This window comes from Cytobacillus sp. FSL H8-0458, assembly GCF_038002165.1.
Taxonomy (GTDB): Bacteria; Bacillota; Bacilli; order Bacillales; family Cytobacillaceae; genus Cytobacillus.
In genome coordinates this window covers 71,098-91,267 of the sequence record NZ_JBBOBR010000002.1, presented here as the reverse complement: position 1 = coordinate 91,267, position 20,170 = coordinate 71,098, and the positions used below count along the sequence as shown (strand labels likewise).

The following is a 20,170-nucleotide window of genomic DNA, read 5'->3' as shown; positions in this document are numbered from 1 at the left end:
TTCGGAAAATTGCCTATTGTAAAAATCCCGCTCGCCCCCTATAATGTCTACTATACAAATACAAATGTACTTACATAGTGAACACTTTAAGGGGGAGCTAGCGTGGAATCAATCTCAATTGGTTTATTAGGATTAGGAACAGTTGGATCGGGTGTCGTGCAAATCATTGAGAAACATCAGGATAAGCTTATGCACCAGGTCGGCTGTCCGGTTGTTGTAAAGAAAGTTCTTGTTAAAGATGTAAATAAAGACAGAGCCGTTAAAGTGGACAGGAGTTTGCTGACGCTTAATCCTGAAGACATTTTAAATGATGCTGATATAGATGTAGTGATTGAAGTAATGGGCGGCATAGAAGAAACCCGAAACCATTTAAAGAAAGCTTTGGATAATGGCAAGCATGTGGTGACGGCAAATAAGGATCTGATGGCGGTTTACGGTCCTGAATTGCTGGCTGCTGCTGCTCAAAACGGATGTGATCTCTTTTATGAGGCAAGTGTTGCCGGAGGTATTCCCATTTTAAGAGGGCTGGTAGATGGTTTGGCGTCTGATAGAATTACAAAAATGATGGGAATTGTGAATGGGACAACAAACTTTATTTTGACAAAAATGAGCAAGAATGGGAGCGCTTATGAGGACGTTCTGAAAGAAGCTCAGGAGCTGGGATATGCGGAAAGTGACCCGACTGCAGATGTGGAGGGCCTCGATGCAGCAAGGAAAATGGCGATCCTGTCTACACTGGGTTTTTCCATGAATATTGACCTTGATGATGTAAAGGTTAAAGGCATTACAGATATTACAGAAGAAGACCTGCAGTACGGCAAGCAGCTTGGGTACATCATGAAGCTGATCGGGATTGCCCATCGGGAGGGGGAAAAGGTGGAAGTAAGTGTCCAGCCAACTTTGCTGTCCGAGTCTCATCCTCTTGCATCGGTTCAGGATGAATACAATGCAGTATATGTTTACGGTGAAGCGGTAGGGGAAACGATGTTCTACGGACCTGGAGCTGGCAGTCTGCCTACAGCTACAGCTGTGGTATCGGATCTTGTTGGGGTAATGAAAAATATGCGTCTTGGCGTCAATGGAAAAAGCGCAGCAGTTCCTCAATATGATAAGAAATTAAAAGATGCACATGAAATTTATTCGAAGTATTTCTTAAGATTGCATGTAAAAGATGAAGTAGGGACATTTGCCAACATCACATCCATTTTTTCAGAGCATCATGTCAGTTTTGAGAAAATCCTGCAGCTTCCTTTAAAGGAAAAAGGGCTTGCTGAGATTGTGCTGGTTACCCACCAGGCATCCCTTCAGGATTATGAGGATATTTTAGTAAGTTTAAGAGATTTGCCGGCAGTTCAATCAATCAAAAGTTCGTATCGTGTGGAAGGGAGCGCCAGAGTATGAGATGGGAAGGACTCATAAGAACATATAAAGACTATTTGCCAGTTAGTGAAAATACACCAATGCTTACTTTAAATGAGGGCAATACCCCCCTGATCAGGCTGGATAAGCTCTCAAGGGACTGGGGCATTGATCTCTATGTGAAAACGGAAGGAGCAAATCCCACAGGGTCATTTAAAGACAGAGGCATGGTTATGGCTGTTGCAAAGGCGAAAGAAGAAGGAAGCGATGCCATCATCTGTGCCTCCACCGGCAATACCTCTGCAGCTGCGGCTGCATATGCAGCAAGGGCCGGCATGAGATGTGTGGTTGTCATCCCTGAAGGGAAAATCGCCATGGGGAAGCTTGCACAAGCTGTTATGTATGGAGCGGAAGTAGTATCAATTGAAGGTAATTTTGACCAAGCGCTTGCAATGGTACGGAAAATTAGCGAAACAGAACCTTTTACTCTCGTAAACTCGGTTAATCCATATCGTCTTGAGGGACAGAAGACAGCGGCCTTTGAAATCTGCGACCAGCTTGGAAGCGCTCCGGATATCCTTGCTTTGCCAGTGGGCAATGCCGGCAATATTTCTGCCTATTGGAAAGGGTTTAAAGAATACAACGAAGAAAGAGGTACAGGTCTTCCAAGAATGCACGGAGTACAGGCAGAAGGAGCAGCGGCTATTGTCCATAACCGTGTGTTTGAAAGTCCTGAAACAATTGCAACAGCCATCAGAATCGGAAATCCTGCGAGCTGGCATTTAGCCAATGCTGCCTTGTCGGAATCAAATGGGAAAATTGATGAAGTCAGCGATGAAGAGATTCTTTGCATGTACCGTAAACTAGCTTCTTCTGAAGGGATTTTCGCTGAGCCGGCTTCATGTGCTTCACTTGCGGGGGTATATAAACAGCTGCGCAATGGGGAGATTCCTCATAAAACAAAAGTGGTGGCTATCCTGACTGGGAACGGACTGAAGGATCCTAATACAGCCATTGAATGCAGCCCTGTTAAGCCAGTTTTACTGCCAAATGATGAAAAAGCAGTTGCGGACCATATCAAGGGAGCCGTTCATATATGAGCGAAGGTGAAATGGTTGTCATCAAAGTACCCGGCAGCACGGCAAATCTCGGGCCAGGCTTCGACTCGATTGGCCTTGCCTTAAATTTATATTTGACGCTTGAAGCCGAAAAGGCAGATAAGTTTGAAATGATTCCTTTATCAGAGCCGCTAAGCATCTACCCTTCTGACGAATCCAATTTTATTTTTCAAGTTGCAATGGATACCGCGAAGAAGTATGGTAGAGAGCTTCAGGGATGCAAGGCCCGCATTTCGAGCGATATCCCTCTCACACGGGGACTTGGGTCAAGCGCTGCAGCCATTGTAGCAGGGATCGAATTGGCAGATGTATTTTGCGGGCTTCAGCTGACACAGTACGAGAAGCTTGAACTGTCATCAAGAATGGAGGGCCATCCTGATAACGCAGGTGCCTCCCTTCTTGGAGGCCTCGTTATTGGCTGCCTGTCAGAGGAAGAGGTATCTGTTCAAAGTATTAAAACTATAGAATTTGATGTTATAGCAGTGGTCCCGAAAAACGAACTCCTCACAAAGGAATCCAGAGGCGTTCTGCCTTCAGAATGGTCCTTTAGGGAAGCTGTCCAGGCAGGCGCAGTCGGAAATGTCATGGTAGCAGCCTTGCTTAGCGGAAATTTCTCTCTTGCAGGCAAGATGATGAGTGGAGACTTATTCCATCATCCTTACCGGAAGAAAATGGTTCCGCATTTGGATGTCATTGAAAAAGCAGCACCAGAGCTCGGAGCATTCGGAGTTGCCTTAAGCGGTGCAGGGCCGGCGGTTCTCTGCCTGGCTGAGACAGGATGTGGGCCCGCAGTGGCAGAAGGGCTTCAGAGGCTGCTCCCGGACATGGAAATCCTTCCTCTGAAAATTGATCAGGAAGGCTGCACGATTTTTAAAAAAAGCTTAGCTAAGCTGGAGGCAGGCCATACAATATAAAAAAAGCGATGTCATCCAGACATCGCTTTTTGCAAAGGAAAAATTAAAATACTTGTTCTACTTCGACTACACCAGGTACTTCTTCCAAAAGAGCGCGCTCAATACCGGCTTTCAACGTAATCGTTGAACTTGGGCAGCTGCCGCATGCACCAAGAAGGCGTAATTTAACGATGCCATCTTCAACATCCACCAATTCACAGTCCCCGCCATCGCGAAGAAGGAATGGGCGCAATTTATCTAATACTTCCTGAACTTGTTCAGTCATAGTTGTTTGTTCTGCCATGTGAAATCGACTCCTTTCCATACATTTATTATAATCAAATCAGTCTTAAAAATCTATTCCAAGAACGTAATTTCCACTCATTAGGAGAATATTTTTATCGCAGTCTAACGGGCAGTAAGATCCCCACTTCAAGACTCAGCGGAATCAAAGGAGGATAAGTGGGGGTCAAACTGCCCGTAAAGGCCCGATTGGTTCAACTAACAATCAGTGGGGGATAAAGCCCCCCCACTGATTGAAGTTTCACTTTATCGCAGTCTAACGGGCAGTAAGATCCCCGCTTCAAGGCTCAGAGGAATCAAAGGAGGATAAGTGGGGTCAAACTGCCCGTAAAGGCCCGATTGGTTCAACTAACAATCAGTGGGGGATAAGGACCCCCCACTGATTGAAGTTTCACTTTATTAGGCTGCTTTATGTTAATGTTGTAAAATGAAGGGAAGAACAAGTTTTGCATAGGGGGAAAGAAGAGTGAAAAAAGAGATTGAAATCACTGTTTATGGTGCGGAGCAGCTTTGTCCAAGCTGTGTGAACCTGCCATCATCCAAGGAAACTTATGAATGGCTCGAGGCAGCACTAGCCAGGAAATTTGCCAATCAGCCTTTTAAAATCGTGTATGTTGACATTCATAATCCACCCGAAGAAGAGGACAAAAAAGAATTCGCACTAAGAGTGATAGAGGAAGATATGTTTTACCCGGTTGTCCTGATTGAGGATGAGATTGTCGGTGAAGGAAATCCAAAATTAAAAACGATCTATGCCGAAATGGAAAAGTACGGATACCAGGCAGTTTAATAAAAAAATGAGCATCGATCAGGATGCTCATTTTTTATTATCCATTATGGTATTTATACATCCACAAAATTCCGGATTTTAGCAGGCGGGCAACGCGGCCTGTGATAGGGCGTTCTGCGACCAGACCGAATCCGTGCTTTTTGCCCAGTGATCCAAGGACTCCTTTAAGCTTGATAACTGGCAATGTTTCAGGAAGCTCCTCGCCTTTCCAGCGTTTCAATAGGATTTGAACGATTTGCTCTGCCTGCCCTTCTGCAAGCTGGGCACTTGGTGCATGCGGGAGGCTCGCACAATCTCCTACCACATATACATGTTCATTCCCGGGAATATTGTGATGTTTGGTTAAAACTACGCGTCCTTGCGGGTCCTTTTCCACATTCATATCCCGAACCACTTTGTTCGGCTGGATGCCGGCAGTCCAAACGATGGCATCACAGTGGATGGGTTCGTCATGATTATAAAGGGTTTTTTCTTCTACTTTAGTAATATTCGATTGGTTAATGATTTCAACATTATGTTCTAAAAACCAATTTTCTACATACGTGCTCAATCTTTCGGAGAAGGCGGACAGTATATGCTTCCCTCTATCAAATAATTTGACTTTCAAATCCGGACGGCTTTCATTTAATTCGGAAGCCAGTTCCACTCCGCTTAAACCTGCACCGACAATTCCAACAACAGAGCCTGGTGATAGATTATTTAAAGCTTCATATGTTCTGCGGGATTTTTCAATTGTCTGGATGCTATAAGTGTGAATATCAGCCCCCGGAACATTATGGTACTTATCTTCACATCCAAGCCCAATTATTATATCATCATACGCAACAGGCTCTTCGCCCTGAAGATATACTTTGTTTTCCTCGATGCTGATTTTTGTCACTTCGCCGTATTTGATGGTTAATCTTTGATGTTCAGGGAAGGATACACGCACATGCTGGTCAGAAATGGTACCGGCAGCAAGAGCGTAATATTCAGTCTTTAAACAATGATAAGGCACACGATCTATTAGTGTAATAGAGACATCATCGGGAAGCTGGTTAGGCAAGAATCGGGCAAGTGCCCTCATACCGCCATAGCCTCCGCCAAGTATCACAAGATTTTTCATAGTATATTTCCCCTTTATGTCCGTACTAATTGCTGTTACCGAACCTAAATAGATGTTAATAGTTATTTTGAAAAAAAATAAATGATATTATAAACCTCAAACCCATAAAAAGTATAACGAAATTGTGACAAAATCACAACACAAATCAGCAGGAAACTTGACAATAAACGACATGAAATGGTAATTATGCGTACTTTTAAAAAAGGTTAATGGAATCACTTTCTTGCAGAATTCGGGTAAAAAAGGTAGCATTAACAGGGTAGAGAGGTGAAAGATGTGATTAAGCCAATCATCGAATTTTGCATCAGCAATTTGGCCAGTGGCTCTCAAAAAGCGCTTGAACAGCTGGAAAAGGATTATGATCTGGATGTCATCGAATATGGCTGTCTTGGGTATTGCGGCAAATGTGCAAGCACTCTTTTTGCGCTTGTGAACGGAGAAGTGGTAACTGGAGAAACACCAGATGAGCTGGTTGAAAATATATATCAATATCTGGATGGAAATCCCATGTTTTAATATGGAAAAGGAGCGATTAAATTTCGCTCCCAGGCTGTCAAGAAATTATCGACAGCCTTTATTTTAATAGTTAACTTTAATTATTCACCGCGTTAATATATTATAAGTAATCCATTAAATCCTATAGATTGTGGTGAATTTACATGTTTAAACCAAAGAATCTTCGCAAAATAAAATTGAATCTCAGAAAAGAAAAAGTGGAACGAAGCGTCGCAGACTCAAGAGAGCTGCATGGGCTTCGCTATTGCCGGTTACGGGGATTACATAACGCAAGCGAACAGGTGCTTCTCACCGCAGCTTGCCAGAGAATGAAAAAAACGCCATGCACCTGGCAAAGCCAGAATAGGTGCATGGCGATCTTCTTTTAAAACCAGGACAGCTAATCTTCCTATGGTATATTTCACTTGAAGGAAACCTTTGTTGAGAAAAAATACCCTTTCTCAACAAGAGGAAAGGGAATTATCCCCTTCATTTTTTAGCTAAGAAGTGTTTCTGCATTTAAGTTATTGGAGTACTATCGGTACTCATTTTAGATATTAGGTGAAACAAATAAAGAAATATCTCTTGTGCCCGTCAAAAATTATTTTTTCCACTTATCAACTAACTCTCTATATAATGGATTAAACTCTACTGTAACCACCCAGGCAAAGGCTAGAACAATCATCGAAATTAAGCTTATTGGTTTTTGGAGAAAAAAGCTATTTACTATAAACAAATAGGAATTTGCCACCGTGAAACATATCCCCAAAATATAAAGAATGACTAAATTAGACGGCATCTTCATTAGCACCACTTAATTGATGATAAAGCTCCATGAAGTAGGAAACTGCTTTGTTATTTTCAATATTTATTACAAATTCCCTCTGTCCGGAATAGGATAAATACCTCCAGGAGGCGCTAGACAACAAAACTTTTTTATTATCAATAATCGCAAAGGAAGTATCACCTTGCAATTCTGGAGAAGCGGATTGCCCTAACTGAAAGACATTTACTCCATAATTAGTTAAATATTGAGCTATGTGAACATTTTCTTTCACATGTAAGTCTAAAGCAATATTTACGGAAATATTCTTTAGACTTGCCTCACAAAGTAAAGTTATTAAGTTAACATCTGTAATGACTGGGGTAGCAATATAAACGTTTTTATTTAATTGCATAATTTCATTTTCAAGAAGTTTAGGTATGTCCGATCCCCATTTAATCACTAATGAGTGTTCTCCAGGTACTTTGCCGCTGACAGGTTTTTCTTCATTCCCATCTAGCAGATTTAATGACTGTTGATAATTTATTAAACCTTTTCCATATGAATATTTATCTTCATAAAGCCTTAATGCCCCTTCCATCATTAATTGCTTTATTTCATCCGGTTTCAAATTACTTCTTTGTTCAAGAAGCAGCGCAGCCATCCCAGCAGCAATAGGAGTAGCCATTGAAGTGCCTGATAACGTAAAGTAACCTTCCTCTATACGGTAGTCTGGTTTGAGTCTATCTGTATAAGAGTTTGGGGCACGGAGAGCAACAATGTTTGTACCGGGAGCAACGATATCTGGTTTATCAATGCCTTCAATTGTTGGACCTCTACTTGAAAAGTCTGCAACAGTATCATCTGTATTCTCAATGGTATCCTTATCATCAATTGCGCCAACAGCAATCAATTTAGGATGGACTGCAGGACTTCCTATTGTCTGTTTACTAGGACCGCTATTTCCTGCGGCCACCATTACCGTCATTCCTAAATCCCAAGCCTTTTCAAGAATTAAACAAAGCGGATCTTCTTTATATGACTTTATAGGGTAGGAACCTAACGAAAGAGAAATTACCCCTATGTTGTAATTGTCTTTATTGTCAATCATCCATTGAACGGCAGAGATAATACTTGACGCATTTCCTCGTCCCATTGAATCTAGTACTTTTGCAGCAACTAAATTTGCTTGTGGGGCAGCTCCCTGGTATTTTCCATCGCTTGATATACCATTTCCAAGAGCGCAGCCTGCTACGTGTGTTCCATGTCCATTATCATCGTAGGGTTCATCCTTGCCATTAATAAAATCTTTAAATGCAATTATTCTATTTTTGGGGGTTACTAAGTCTTTATGAGGATACACACCTGTATCCAAGATTCCAATTGTCACACCTGCTCCAGTATGTTCTGTTCCATTCTTCGTGTCTAAATCTCTTTGTACTCCAATGGCTTGCACTGCTACATCTAACAGTGCCCACACATCTCTATCATAACTAATCCTTACTATTGAATGACTATTGATTAAGTCCGTTAATGCATTTAAATCAGTCTCAATAAGATAGGTGTTAATTGCACTAAAGTGTTTTTTTACATCACAACCACAACTTACTAAAAAGTGCTTTGCGTCTTCTGATTCTTCATTTTTTACTTCAATTAGCAGCTTAACCTTTTTATTTAAATCATTTTGTTCCTGTAATGCTTTAATTACAAACTCATCACACTTAGACATTGTCCCATGCATAAATAATCCTCCCTTTTTACGTTATATTTACTAGGAAAAAAGCGAGTAAAAAATACAACCTAATAGAAGTAAAAAAGTCAACAGAGATTGATGCTATTCAAAATCTTGAACTGATTCCCATTTTAATCCTCAAAAATTAGAAGAAAAGTATAAAACAGTTTTTAAAGTTGAATAATGATTAATTTCTTTTTAATAATCCTTTTCAGTACGACCTTAAATGAAGAGAGAGTTTGTGCGACTTAAGATAGATAGCAGGATGGCTTAAGTTTGGTGCAAGGGTTTAATGCAATTGAACCATTACATTAGACCCTTATCCAAACTTTTTTAATATTTTTCTAGAACATGTTCTATTTTTTTTGTAGAATATAGGAACACACGTTCGTTAAAAATACTAAGTTTTGGTACTTCTGATGATTTCCCCTAATTCTTGAATGGTTGACCCTAAGGTTTCTATCTTTTTCTCAAACCTAACCAACAAATAGATGGAAACGACTACCGGAAATCCAAAGTTACCCATCACGGTGATCCAAGCCTGAATATCTTCCATTTGTGCACCTCCTCTCTTATCAATTAGGGAAAAAAACGCTATTGAAAAACAACCGTTTTTAAATAATTGGAAAAATTGGTTGTATTTTGAAAATGAATTTTTCCTAGATTAATAGAAAGTCTTGAGGGGTGTTAGAATGACTTGTTGTCTTGAAACAACGGATAAAGAAACTTTTTCCAAACTCCTAAAAAGAGCAGCTTGGAGGATCCAATACAAAATAAAGACTGTTAAAAACAAAGAAATTGAAATGGAGGAAAGTATCCCATTAGGTATTACACAAAATTTTGAAGATGAAGTAATATCAAGGATTTTTATTGAAGAGTTACTAAGCTCGATACCAAATCTAAGAAACAGAAGCATCATCAGAAAAATTATCTTAGAAGGATATACAGAAAAAGAAGTAGCTAGTGAACTAAATATTAGTCAACAGGCGGTGAACAAATGCAAAAGGAAAGCAATCAAAGACATGAAGGAACACATATGCCATTTAATAGACTCTTAAAACAAGCTAGACAAGGTGATAAAAGTGCAATGGAGAGTATTATATTTCTTTTTGATGATGAAATCCAACATTTATCTAGTTTTTTGAGAATACCTAGAGAGGAAGCAGTTCAATCATTGAGGACCGAGCTTATTGGGTTGGTGAAAAATGCATAATTTGGGAGGTTAGTTAGATGTTCAGTCAACTTTTAAAAATTTCTTATGACAACGTTTTAGTAAAGAATAGGGGATTTCAAGTTAAAGAGAAGCGTGTTAAAGACAAACTCGAACAAATAGGAGAGACCTTTTTAGATGGATACCATGCAGTAGTAGAAGATCCGGTAAATTTCACTAAAAAATTAGAAGTATTCTCTTTAGAGTTTAAAGGTTTTGCATATGAGGGAGCAGGTATGGCATTAAAACTATTAGATTTATTTTATTTTAATAAAGGAAGATTCCAAGATTTCACCAAACATGAGGGAGCTGCCCATTCATATATGCTTCATGTTGGAGCGGGCTGGAGTTATGCTAAGCTTCCTATGTTTCCTAAGAGAGATTTTCAAAAACAACATCCAATTTATAAATGGCTAATTGTAGATGGGATGGGATTTTATTTCGGTTATTTTCACTGGGATAAGTTTAAAAATGGAATGAAAGCTCCTGGAAAGATAAAAAGTGGTTCGTATATGGAAAATGCTTTTTTTCAAGGAGTGGGCAGAAGTTTATGGTTTGTATTCGGAGCCAATATAGAAGCCGTGTCTGCTGCAATAAACAGTTTTCCAACCAATTTACACAACGATTTATGGAGTGGAGTAGGACTGGCTTCAGCTTATGCCGGAGGCTTAAAGCATGCAAGCTACAGTGATATTCGAAAGTTTGCGGGTGACAATTTGGCCGCTTATATGCAAGGGGTAGCCTTTGCAAATACAGCACGTATAGAAGCTTCTACTCCAGCGGCCCATACAGCTATTACCAGCTTAGCCATGTGTAATATGAATCCAGTTCAAATATCAAATTTAACTCATTTGTCACTTGAGGAAGCAAAAAAACTTAATAACCAAACTCCTATTTATCAAAATTGGAGGGCTATTTTACAGCAACATTTAGCGAAAGGAGTACCAGTTAAATGCTCACTATAAATTCAACCATAAAAAAGTTTATAGCAATTATGATCAGCACTATGTTATTACTTGCTGTCTATTTTTCTAGGGATACCGAGGCTATTGAAAATCAAATTGAATTTAAAGAGGTGGTTATAAATGGAGACATAGGACATGAAGAGCAACAGTTTCGTGAAGTTAACCCTAATTATCGGAATATTCAATCCTGGGTTTCGTCGGTTGGTGCTGCAGTAGCTATAAACGACATTAATGGGGATGGTTTTTCTAATGATTTGTGCATGGTTGATCCACGTTTTAACAACGTCACAGTTCAATCGTTAATTGGTGAATATGAGAAATTTCAGCTTGATAGTACAACTAATCAAACTGCTGCACCAATGGGGTGTGTGCCTGCAGATATTAACGAGGATGGGCGCCAGGATATAGTTGTTTACTATTGGGGAAGGTCCCCCATAGCATTCATTCAAAAAGAGACTTCCGGTCCACTTTCAAGTGAATCCTTTCAACCAAAAGAAATTGTAAAAAATGTTGAAATGTACTCAAACGCTCTTACTTTTTCTGATATTGACGGTGATGGTCACTTAGATATGGTGGTAGGAAACTATTTTCCAGATTCTTCAGAGGTACTAAATAAAAATAGTGTTAAAAAACCATTAATGCAGGATTCAATGTCACAAGCTTTTAACGGGGGAAAGAATCGGATTTACTTATGGTCAGAGAATCAAGGCGATTATTTGTATAAAGATGTTTCAAGCCAAGTCCCAGATGAACTGCTAAGTGGTTGGACATTAGGAATAGGTGCAGCTGACCTAAATAAGGATGGTTTACCTGATATTTATGCTGCCAACGATTTTGGCCCGGATAGATTACTATTGAACAAATCTACGCCAGGGAGGATTAATTTCACACCATTGAATGGGAAAAAAGATTGGAAAACACCTAAATCAGAAATATTAGGTTTGGATTCCTTTAAAGGCATGGGAGTTGAATTTGTAGACCTAAATCGAGATGGTTGGTTAGATATCTTGGTAAGTAACATAGCAGAAGAATATGCTCTTATGGAAACTCACTTTGCCTTTATCAACACTGGAAAGTGGGAACAAGTCGAGAAAGGGATTGCCCCATTTGAAAATCAAAGTGTTGAGTTAGGTCTAAATAAGAGTTCTTGGGGATGGGATATTAAATCTGGTGATTTTAATAATGATGGTAAAAATGAAGTCATTCAAGCAACAGGTTTTATTCGGGGAGAGAAGGAAAAATGGCATGAGCTACAGGAGTTAGCAACTATCAACGATGAGCTTTTAAAATACCCAGATTCATGGCCGAAGTTTTTACCTGGTACAGACATAAGTGGAAAGACTGAAAATGCCTTTTTTATTCAAAATACCAAAGGCAGGTATGGTAATCAGTCCGACGTCTTTGGCACTAGTGAACAGAAAGTGGGTCGCGGTATTGCAATCGCTGATGTTAATGGCGATGGATTATTAGACTTTGCTTTAGCTAATCAATGGGATCAATCTTCTTTTTACCTTAATAAATCCAAAAGTGCAGGTAATTTTATAGGTTTAGATATTGCCTATTTAACAGACCAAAATCAAGATTCCCTAAAATTCACAGAAGGTAAAGACTCGGCTAAAAAGCGGCATGCAGTTGGGGCCTCTATAGAAGTGTACCTGCCCAATAATGAAATACTTCTAGCTGAGATTGATGGGGGAAGTGGACATTCAGGCAAAAGAAGTCATGAAATTCATTTTGGAATAGGAGACATTAACAAGAAAAAGTATCCCGCTCGCATTAAATGGAGAGATGGAAATGGTGTACTTCAAGAAAAAAATATAGAAGTAACACTAGGATGGCAAACGATATGGCTGCCCATGGAAAAGGGGGGAAAATAAATGAGTCCACGTATAAAAGCGTTGCGGGCCTTTGGAACAGCAATAACAGTCTTGAATATTTTAGGGCATACCGTATTGGGATTTGAGCAATCCTTTATTCAATTACTTACAGCTGTATTCACAGCTTATTTAGTAGAAGTAATTATTGAGTTTGCAGATTCAAAGGTGAATAAAAGAAAACCGGCTTACCATGGAGGGTTAAGTAATAAAATCGATTTTCTAATTCCCGCACATATTTCTGGCCTGGCTATAGGTATGCTTGTGTATGCGAATAATGAAGTTTTGCCATTTGCTTTTGCAGCATCAATAGCCATAGTAACAAAAACAATTTTTCAAGTTAGTATTCAAGGAACGAAAAAACATTTTCTGAATCCATCTAATACAGGCATAGCGGTAACTCTACTGCTTTTTCCATGGATATCAATCGCGCCTCCATATCATTTCACTGAAAATCTAAAGGATGAATGGGATATTATTTTCCCTTTAATTATTTTGATTTTAGGGTCCATGCTAAATATTCGTTTAACCAAAAAAGGACCTTTAATTGCTGCATGGCTTGGTGGATTTGTTCTTCAAGCCCTAATCCGAAGTATCTTTACTGATAGTTCTTTAATTAGTGCTTTACTGCCAATGACAGGTCTTGCATTCCTTTTGTTCACCTTTTATATGGTAACAGACCCTGGGACTACGCCTTTTAAAAGAAGGAATCAGATAGTATTCGGTTTCTCAGTTGCTGCAGTATATGGGGTTCTCATGATTTTTGATGTTGTATTTACGCTTTTCTTTTCATTATTTATTGTTTGCCTGGTGAGAGGCTGTTATCACTTTATTAAATCTTTATTGAGTCTTAAAAACCAAAAATTAGAGGAGTGTAGGGTATGTACAAAGGAATTGCAATTGTAGGCATGGCATGTGAATATCCAGATGCCAGTAATCCAAAAGAGTTATGGGAGAATGTAATTTCTAGAAGAAGATCTTTCCGTAAGATTCCTAAAGAACGCTTGAATTTGAAGGATTACTATTCACCAGATAAGAGTCAAATAGACAAAACATACTCTAATAAGGCTGCGCTAATCAAAAATTATTCATTTGATAGAGTAAAGTTTAAAATATCAGGTCCAACATATAAAAATACCGATCTTACACACTGGCTGGCCCTTGATGTCTCTGAGCGAGCTATTAGAGATGCAGGATTTAATGACTCAAACATACCTAAAGATAGGACAGGGGTATTAATAGGGAACTCTTTGACGGGAGAATTTTCAAGAGCCAATATTATGGGGCTTCGATGGCCTTATGTTCAAAGAGTGGTTGAAAGCATATTAGAAAAAGAGAGTGCTTTTGAGAATCGTTTAGATGAAGTACTCGGATATATAAAAAAGGAATATTTAAAAGCATTTCCAACAATTAATGAGGATACTCTTGCAGGTGGCCTTTCCAATACAATAGCAGGCCGGATTTGTAATTATTTCGATTTAAAAGGTGGAGGATACACAGTAGATGGTGCTTGCAGTTCTTCGTTATTAGCAATTACAAAAGCTTGTTCAGCTCTGGAAAATAACGAATTAGATTTGGCTATTGCAGGTGGAGTTGACTTAAGTATCGATCCTTTTGAGATATTAGGTTTTGCTCGTAATGGTGCTTTAGCTAAAGACAATATGCTTGTCTATGATAAGGAATCTAATGGTTTTTGGCCAGGTGAGGGATGTGGGATTGTTGTTTTAATGAGAGTTGAAGATGCTATTAATGCGGGTTTTAACCCTTATGCAGTTATTAAGGGCTGGGGAATCTCCTCGGATGGTAAAGGCGGTATTACTAGACCAGAAGTTGATGGACAGGTCCTGGCATTAAGCAGAGCTTATGATAAAGCAGGCTATGACCTGGATAGTGTTCCTTATATTGAAGGGCACGGAACAGGTACAAAATATGGTGATGAAACTGAACTAAGGACGGTCTCTACATTAAAAAAGAATAACAAACATTTATCCTATATAGGTTCAGTAAAAGGGAACATCGGCCATACCAAAGCTGCTTCGGGTGTTGCTGGTTTAATTAAAACAGTTATGGCACTGACTCATCAGGTTATTCCACCGGCTACTGGCTGTGAGAATCCAAATCCTGAGTTCTTAAATGAAGAGTCTAAATTACAGATAACCTCAGTTCCTATTCTTTGGCCACAAAATCAGCCTTTACGTGCTGGTGTAAGTGCAATGGGATTTGGTGGGATTAACACCCACATCACATTAGAAAACCAAACAGGCTTAAGAAGAAAAGAGGTGGATAACCAGAATGCAGGTTTAACTTTTGATCATGAGATTTTTGTTTTTGGCAATTCCGATAAAAATGGATTAATAGATGAAATTTCTTCCTTAATGAACGAGATGGAATATATGTCTTTTGGGGAGTTTGGGGATTTTTCTGCGCATTTATTACAAAGGTACCGAAAAAACGATTACCTTCTTACAATCGTTGCAAAGAATCCCGATGATTTGTATGAAAAACTGAAATTGGCAATTGAAAAAATAAAACATGAAGATATTTTTCTATCACCTGAGAAAGAAATATATTTTGGTTCAAAATTAAATTCAAATCAAAAAATGGCATTTTTATATCCGGGGCAGGGTTCACCGATAGCAAAAAACCTAGGAGTTATTAGTGATCTTGATTCCAGCTTAATATTTGAGGAACTAAATGAAGACTTTCTGCCTAAAGCTAGGGAAAATACTCAGTTCGCACAACCGCTAATAACTGCGATGGGAATAGAGGGTACTCGTTTTCTAAATAACCTGGGAATAGAGGGTGACTTTGGATTAGGACATAGTTTAGGGGAATTAACTGCATTGGCTTGGGGACGAAGTATTTCTAATGACACTCTTTACCAGCTATCCACGGAGAGAGGAAAGTTAATGGAGAGTACACCTAAAGGAATTATGTTTTCAACAAATGCGCCGCTTGAGGTAATCGATAAAGCAATTAAGAATGAACAAATAGACATAGCGGCTGTTAATCATTCCGAACAGATTATCTTATCTGGAGACAAAGATTCTGGAACACGAGTCCTGAAAAAACTTGAAAGCAAAGGTTATTCCAACACTGTACTTAAAGTAACCAGAGCATTCCATTCAAGTTTAATGAAGGGGATAAGTGAAAAATTTGAGGATACCTTGAAGAGGACAGAGATAAAGCAGCCAAGGAAGAAAGTCGTCTCAACTGTTTCTGGAGAGGTTATAAAGGAACCATCAGAGATTCGGTCATTATTAAAAAAGCAGCTAACAGATCCAGTAATGTTTCAAGACTCAGTAAATTCAATTGAAGAACAAGTAGATTTATTTGTAGAGATAGGTGCTGGATCAACATTAACCAGTATTATGAACCGGATAACCAAGAAACCTGTTTTATCGCTAAATATTGGAACTAATAGCATACGTAACATACTCAATATTATGGCTGCTGCGATTGCAATAGGTAAGGAAGTTAATCTTTCGACATTCCTAAATGGGAGAAAAGTAAAAGCTTATGAAAAGGCAACGAGCTTTTTTGTAAATCCATGCGAAACGGTCCAAGAGGCATCTCTAGTGGTGGCAGATAATAATCGGGTAGAAGAGACTGTTGAAACTAGTACCTTGGTTAAAAACAAAGACCGTGAAACATCAATTGATATTTTAATGCAAATTATCTCTGAGAAGACTGAGTTACCAATTAGTGCAATAAAAGAAGATGCCCGTATGCTTGATGATTTGCATCTTAACTCAATTTCTGTAAGCCAAATTGTTGTGGAAACTGCCAAAAGCCTAGGCAAGGTTCCACCAGTTTCGCCAACTGATTTCGCAAATTCTGCCGTAAAAGAGATAAGTACTTACTTTGACGATGATGGTAATAACCATAAAGAAAGTAACTTCGATCACTATCCAGGTGTTGATTCTTGGATCCAATCATTTCAAGTGAAATGGAAAGCCGAGCCGCCAGTAGACATGGTGATAAAAAAGGGCAAAGGAAAATGGAGCTCTGTAACAAATAACGAATTGGCATTCAAACTTTTAAAGCAACTAAATAAATCCAACATTGGAAGAGGAATTTTAGCATATCTCGAAGATCCAAATGATAAAACGATGGTTTGGAATCTTATAAAAGAACTCCAAAAAAGTAAAGAGCAGCAAAGGCTTGTCATTATACAAAATGGGGATGGATTAAAGTCTTTAGGGAAGTCATTTTACCTTGAAAATTCCAATTCAACAGTTTGTATTATAGATGCAAAACTAACAGAGAAAAACCTTCCGCTTATATTAAAAGAAATTCAATCATCTGATGGTTTTGTTGAGGTGAAATACACTTCGAAAAATGAAAGAAGAGTTCCATATCTAAAGGTAAAACCGGTAACACGGAAAGAAAAGAACCCTACATTAAATGAAGGAGATGTACTCTTAGTAACCGGTGGAGCCAAGGGAATTACAGCTGAATGTGCGAGACACCTAGCTAAAGAAAAAGGAGTTAAATTAGCCATCTTAGGAAGATCAAAAGTTACAAATGACAGTGAAATAGCCAAGAACTTAAGTCTACTCGTTCAACAAGATATTGAATTCAAATATATAAGTGTTGATATTACAAACCCTGACTCGGTTGCAGAAGCTGTAATAGATATTGAAAAAAACCTGGGAACAATCAGAGGAGTAGTCCATGCTGCAGGGATTAATAAACCCAAAGCCATTACAGATTTAAATTATGAAGATATAGAGATTACGATTGATACGAAAGTTTTAGGCTTGAAGAATGTTTTAAGCAGCATTCCAAATAAGGACAATTTAAAACTGTTAATTACGTTTGGGTCGATTATTGGTCAGTCTGGGATGCAAGGAGATGCTCATTATGCGATAGCAAATGAGTTGCTTAGGAAAGAAACAGATATGTTTTCTAAGGAGTTTCCGCATGTAAAGACTCTCTGTATTGAATGGTCTATATGGGAAGGTTTAGGGATGGGAAATCGAATTGGAACTTTAGACCAGTTAAAGAGAAAAGGAATCCAGCCATTAAAAATTGATCAAGGTACTAAATATTTTATGCATTTAGTTAATCACGAAGTAAATTCATCCAGTGTAGTTAGTGCTGGCAGATTAGGTGGATTGCCTACAATCTCACTTGGACGCTCAGAGGATATTCAGTTTGGGCGATTTTTAGAAGAACCACTAATAGAAATTGATGGAGTGGAACTTATCACACAAGCAATACTTGATCCTGAAACTGACAAGTATTTGAATGATCATATACTTGAACATCAGAAAATACTCCCGGGTGTAATGGCACTAGAAGCAATGTCTCAAATCTCTAATGCACTATTAGGGAAAAAGGGAATGGTTCCGGTATTTAAAAATGTTCGGTTCAATCATCCAATTATAGTAAATGATATCGGAACTAAAATTAGAATTTGCGGCCTTGCAGATGGAGTCAACAGGGTTAAAGTGGCCATTAGATCTGAAGACACAAATTACTCAGTTAATCATGTCGAAGGTATATGTCAATTTGTACAAAATGTTCAACTTACAGAAGAGAAGAGTCTTGATAAGGTTATTCTCCTAAAAGACTACCGACCAAGACCATCTGAAGACTTATATAAACACGTATTATTTCAAAAAGGTGTATTTAAAAATATTGAAGAAATCAATTACCTTTCTTCAAAGAAGAATATTTCTCTCATTCAAAATGTTAAAAGAGAAAAGTGGTTTGGTGGATTCCTACCTAATAACTTGATCACAAAAAATATAGGAACAAGAGACTCTATTATTCATTCCCTGCAGGCATCATATCCTTATCAACACCTCATACCACTGTCGGTAAAGGAGATAAGAATTAAGCCAGGAATGGAACTTCATAAACATATTAAAGTAGTTGGGAATGAACTTGAGAAGAAAGGTGACATATTAACCTTTAATATTCAAGTCAGTTCTTTAGATGGCACCATAATAGAAACTTGGGATTCATTAAAACTAAAAGTTGTCGGTAATGAAATCGGCATTAAGACATGGAATCCTTTTCTACTAGGCCCTTACTTAGAAAGAAAGCTGGATGAGATTATTCCTGAAGGAAATATCCAGGTGTTTTTGGATTCCAATTCCTTAAAAAAACAGCAAAGTATGTTCGCTAAACAAATGGTGTCAAATTCTAAAGAAGTTAGGAAACGTTTAGACGGAAAACCTATTGTTGCAGATGACCTCTTCTTATCTGTTTCTACTATGGATAATTTAGTTTTGGCCGTTTCAAACACTAAGAATATTGGCTGTGATGTTGAAAAGGTTCAAAAGCTGCCAAATGAGATATGGGAAGATATGTTGGGTAAAAAACATCTTCAACTAGCAAACTATTTATCAAAAACATTAAATGAAGATTTAAATACAACTGCCACCAGGGCTTGGACAATATTTGAGTCTATTAAGAAGCTAGGTTTGCCAGATCATCAACCAATTGCAGTTAAGAGGGTAAGCGGGAACATGGTAGAGCTGGAGTCCGGTTCAGTTACTATAGCTACCACTTTGGTAGACATCAGAACTGTCAGCGAACCAGTTGTAATCACTATTGCAGCGGAGGTAAAAATATGAACTCTTTCAATCTTGAACACATTGTTAGTTTTGAGGAAACCAACTTAGTTGGAAATGTGTATTATGCCAATTATGTTCGTTGGCAGGGCAAATGTCGGGAGATGTTTCTTAAAGAGTATTCTCCAGATGTTTTAAAGCGGCTGAGTGAAGGCTTGTATCTGGTCACTACCAAGGTTTCCTGTGAATATTTATCAGAACTATTTGCTTTTGATCGTGTACAGATCCGTATGTACTCAGGTGGTACATTTCACAATAAGGTAAAAATGAAATTTGAGTATTGGAAGATGGACGAGGCTTCTAAACTTACGGAATTGGTTTGCAGGGGAGAACAAGAGATTGCGTGTCTGCAGAAACAGGATAATGGTTCCTTAGCGCCTATTGCGGTCCCTGATACTTTTTATAAGGCATTAAAAAAATTTGAGGTGAAAAAATAATGAAAAATTTCATTGAAAAATGCAATACGGATTGGCATAAGCGATCTCTTTATCTCTATGCAATCATCGTTTTGGGACATTGGCTAGAACATATTTTTCAAGTCGTTCAAATACACTCTTTTCATATGGAGACTCATAACGCAAATGGATTATTAGGAATGTATGCCCCTTGGTTAGTAAAATCTGAGTGGCTGCATACTGGGTACGCCTGGTTAATGATTATCGGTTTAATCATATTAAGAAAAGGATTTATGGGACTTTCAAAAAGTTGGTGGATTTTATCGCTAACCATACAAGCCTGGCATGTGGTTGAACATAGTTTACTATCATTCCAAGCTATTACTGGCATTAGTTTCTTTGGATATGATAGTCCTACTAGTGTTCTGCAATTAATCATTCCAAGAGTAGAGTTGCATTTATTCTATAACTCTATCGTCACTGTTCCAATGGTGATCGCGATGCTGACACATATGTTTCCTTCCAAGAAAGTAAGAGCCAATATGAAATGTACTTGTGCCGTTAAATTTTAATAAAAAAGG

The 20,170-nt window shown here is 38.5% G+C and carries 16 protein-coding genes and 2 pseudogenes; 14 read left to right on the top strand and 4 right to left on the bottom strand.

The window, feature by feature from the left end; translation table 11 throughout:
* The first annotated feature begins 102 nt into the window (after nucleotides 1-102).
* Genes NYE23_RS21810 through thrB form a run of 3 tightly spaced genes read left to right on the top strand, consistent with a single transcriptional unit; the run spans nucleotide 103 to nucleotide 3,391 of the window.
* Nucleotides 103-1,401, top strand: coding sequence for a homoserine dehydrogenase (locus NYE23_RS21810; RefSeq protein WP_341081048.1), 1,299 nt, complete (start codon nucleotides 103-105; stop codon nucleotides 1,399-1,401).
* Nucleotides 1,398-2,459, top strand: coding sequence for a threonine synthase (thrC, locus tag NYE23_RS21805; protein WP_341081046.1), 1,062 nt, complete (start codon nucleotides 1,398-1,400; stop codon nucleotides 2,457-2,459). The genes NYE23_RS21810 and thrC overlap by 4 nt, the downstream gene beginning before the upstream one ends.
* Entirely contained in the window at nucleotides 2,456-3,391 is a 936-nt protein-coding gene (gene thrB / locus NYE23_RS21800; RefSeq protein ID WP_341081044.1) for a homoserine kinase, read from the top strand. Before thrC ends, thrB begins: the two co-directional genes overlap by 4 nt.
* Before the next feature lie 43 nt (nucleotides 3,392-3,434).
* Here the strand turns inward: thrB and NYE23_RS21795 are convergent.
* Nucleotides 3,435-3,656 (bottom strand): annotated as a pseudogene (locus NYE23_RS21795) (NifU family protein); the annotation flags it as partial.
* A gap of 483 nt (nucleotides 3,657-4,139) precedes the next feature.
* Between NYE23_RS21795 and NYE23_RS21790 the strand changes: the two are divergent.
* Nucleotides 4,140-4,463: a YuzD family protein gene (locus NYE23_RS21790; RefSeq protein ID WP_341081043.1), complete on the top strand. Its 324-nt coding sequence runs from the start codon at nucleotides 4,140-4,142 to the stop codon at nucleotides 4,461-4,463.
* A gap of 37 nt (nucleotides 4,464-4,500) precedes the next feature.
* Here NYE23_RS21790 and NYE23_RS21785 read toward each other — a convergent pair whose 3' ends face one another.
* Nucleotides 4,501-5,568, bottom strand: coding sequence for an NAD(P)/FAD-dependent oxidoreductase (locus NYE23_RS21785; protein WP_341081042.1), 1,068 nt, complete (start codon nucleotides 5,566-5,568; stop codon nucleotides 4,501-4,503).
* 276 nt (nucleotides 5,569-5,844) lie between these two features.
* Here NYE23_RS21785 and NYE23_RS21780 point away from each other — a divergent pair, with 276 nt between their 5' ends.
* Both NYE23_RS21780 and NYE23_RS21775 read left to right on the top strand, forming a co-directional pair.
* Nucleotides 5,845-6,084, top strand: a complete 240-nt coding sequence (locus tag NYE23_RS21780; protein ID WP_341081040.1) for a YuzB family protein — start codon at nucleotides 5,845-5,847, stop codon at nucleotides 6,082-6,084.
* Nucleotides 6,085-6,266: 182 nt separating this feature from the next.
* A pseudogene (locus NYE23_RS21775) lies at nucleotides 6,267-6,430 on the top strand (transposase); the annotation flags it as partial.
* Between the two features lie 421 nt (nucleotides 6,431-6,851).
* Here the strand turns inward: NYE23_RS21775 and NYE23_RS21770 are convergent.
* Together NYE23_RS21770 and NYE23_RS21765 are read right to left on the bottom strand one after the other, a co-directional pair.
* Nucleotides 6,852-8,567, bottom strand: a complete 1,716-nt coding sequence (locus NYE23_RS21770) for a S8 family serine peptidase (protein WP_341081039.1) — start codon at nucleotides 8,565-8,567, stop codon at nucleotides 6,852-6,854.
* A 391-nt stretch (nucleotides 8,568-8,958) separates the two neighbouring features.
* A complete protein-coding gene (locus tag NYE23_RS21765) occupies nucleotides 8,959-9,114 on the bottom strand; it encodes a YvrJ family protein (protein ID WP_335687177.1) in 156 nt (51 codons plus the stop codon).
* A 136-nt stretch (nucleotides 9,115-9,250) separates the two neighbouring features.
* Between NYE23_RS21765 and NYE23_RS21760 the strand changes: the two genes are divergently transcribed.
* From NYE23_RS21760 to NYE23_RS21725, 8 genes are read left to right on the top strand one after another with little or no spacing between them, the layout of a single operon-like run.
* Nucleotides 9,251-9,616: a sigma factor-like helix-turn-helix DNA-binding protein gene (locus NYE23_RS21760; RefSeq protein WP_341081037.1), complete on the top strand. Its 366-nt coding sequence runs from the start codon at nucleotides 9,251-9,253 to the stop codon at nucleotides 9,614-9,616.
* Nucleotides 9,556-9,771, top strand: a complete 216-nt coding sequence (locus NYE23_RS21755; RefSeq protein ID WP_341081035.1) for a helix-turn-helix domain-containing protein — start codon at nucleotides 9,556-9,558, stop codon at nucleotides 9,769-9,771. Before NYE23_RS21760 ends, NYE23_RS21755 begins: the two co-directional genes overlap by 61 nt.
* 17 nt (nucleotides 9,772-9,788) lie before the next feature.
* Entirely contained in the window at nucleotides 9,789-10,733 is a 945-nt protein-coding gene (locus NYE23_RS21750; RefSeq protein ID WP_341081032.1) for a DUF1702 family protein, read from the top strand.
* On the top strand, nucleotides 10,721-12,610 hold the full coding sequence (locus NYE23_RS21745; RefSeq protein WP_341081029.1) for a CRTAC1 family protein: 1,890 nt from the start codon (nucleotides 10,721-10,723) through the stop codon (nucleotides 12,608-12,610). Before NYE23_RS21750 ends, NYE23_RS21745 begins: the two co-directional genes overlap by 13 nt.
* Nucleotides 12,611-13,513 carry an enediyne biosynthesis protein UnbU gene (locus tag NYE23_RS21740; protein ID WP_341081026.1) on the top strand — a complete coding sequence of 301 codons (903 nt, stop codon included), beginning with the start codon at nucleotides 12,611-12,613 and terminating at the stop codon, nucleotides 13,511-13,513.
* A complete protein-coding gene (locus NYE23_RS21735; RefSeq protein ID WP_341081024.1) occupies nucleotides 13,489-19,197 on the top strand; it encodes an SDR family NAD(P)-dependent oxidoreductase in 5,709 nt (1,902 codons plus the stop codon). Before NYE23_RS21740 ends, NYE23_RS21735 begins: the two co-directional genes overlap by 25 nt.
* Nucleotides 19,194-19,631 (top strand): acyl-CoA thioesterase, encoded by a 438-nt coding sequence (locus NYE23_RS21730; protein ID WP_341081022.1) that lies wholly within the window; start codon nucleotides 19,194-19,196, stop codon nucleotides 19,629-19,631. The genes NYE23_RS21735 and NYE23_RS21730 overlap by 4 nt, the downstream gene beginning before the upstream one ends.
* Nucleotides 19,631-20,161 carry a hypothetical protein gene (locus tag NYE23_RS21725; RefSeq protein ID WP_341081019.1) on the top strand — a complete coding sequence of 177 codons (531 nt, stop codon included), beginning with the start codon at nucleotides 19,631-19,633 and terminating at the stop codon, nucleotides 20,159-20,161. The genes NYE23_RS21730 and NYE23_RS21725 overlap by 1 nt, the downstream gene beginning before the upstream one ends.
* Nucleotides 20,162-20,170 lie beyond the last annotated feature (9 nt).

Excerpts from the sequence above, each read along its gene's own strand:
- thrC (WP_341081046.1), top strand. The coding sequence starts at position 1,398 with ATGAGATGGGAAGGACTCATAAGAACATATAAAGACTATTTGCCAGTT.
- thrB (WP_341081044.1), top strand. The coding sequence starts at position 2,456 with ATGAGCGAAGGTGAAATGGTTGTCATCAAAGTACCCGGCAGCACGGCA.
- NYE23_RS21785 (WP_341081042.1), bottom strand. The coding sequence starts at position 5,568 with ATGAAAAATCTTGTGATACTTGGCGGAGGCTATGGCGGTATGAGGGCA.
- NYE23_RS21770 (WP_341081039.1), bottom strand. The coding sequence starts at position 8,567 with ATGCATGGGACAATGTCTAAGTGTGATGAGTTTGTAATTAAAGCATTA.
- NYE23_RS21765 (WP_335687177.1), bottom strand. The coding sequence starts at position 9,114 with ATGGAAGATATTCAGGCTTGGATCACCGTGATGGGTAACTTTGGATTT.
- NYE23_RS21760 (WP_341081037.1), top strand. The coding sequence starts at position 9,251 with ATGACTTGTTGTCTTGAAACAACGGATAAAGAAACTTTTTCCAAACTC.
- NYE23_RS21755 (WP_341081035.1), top strand. The coding sequence starts at position 9,556 with ATGCAAAAGGAAAGCAATCAAAGACATGAAGGAACACATATGCCATTT.
- NYE23_RS21750 (WP_341081032.1), top strand. The coding sequence starts at position 9,789 with ATGTTCAGTCAACTTTTAAAAATTTCTTATGACAACGTTTTAGTAAAG.
- NYE23_RS21745 (WP_341081029.1), top strand. The coding sequence starts at position 10,721 with ATGCTCACTATAAATTCAACCATAAAAAAGTTTATAGCAATTATGATC.
- NYE23_RS21740 (WP_341081026.1), top strand. The coding sequence starts at position 12,611 with ATGAGTCCACGTATAAAAGCGTTGCGGGCCTTTGGAACAGCAATAACA.
- NYE23_RS21735 (WP_341081024.1), top strand. The coding sequence starts at position 13,489 with ATGTACAAAGGAATTGCAATTGTAGGCATGGCATGTGAATATCCAGAT.
- NYE23_RS21730 (WP_341081022.1), top strand. The coding sequence starts at position 19,194 with ATGAACTCTTTCAATCTTGAACACATTGTTAGTTTTGAGGAAACCAAC.
- NYE23_RS21725 (WP_341081019.1), top strand. The coding sequence starts at position 19,631 with ATGAAAAATTTCATTGAAAAATGCAATACGGATTGGCATAAGCGATCT.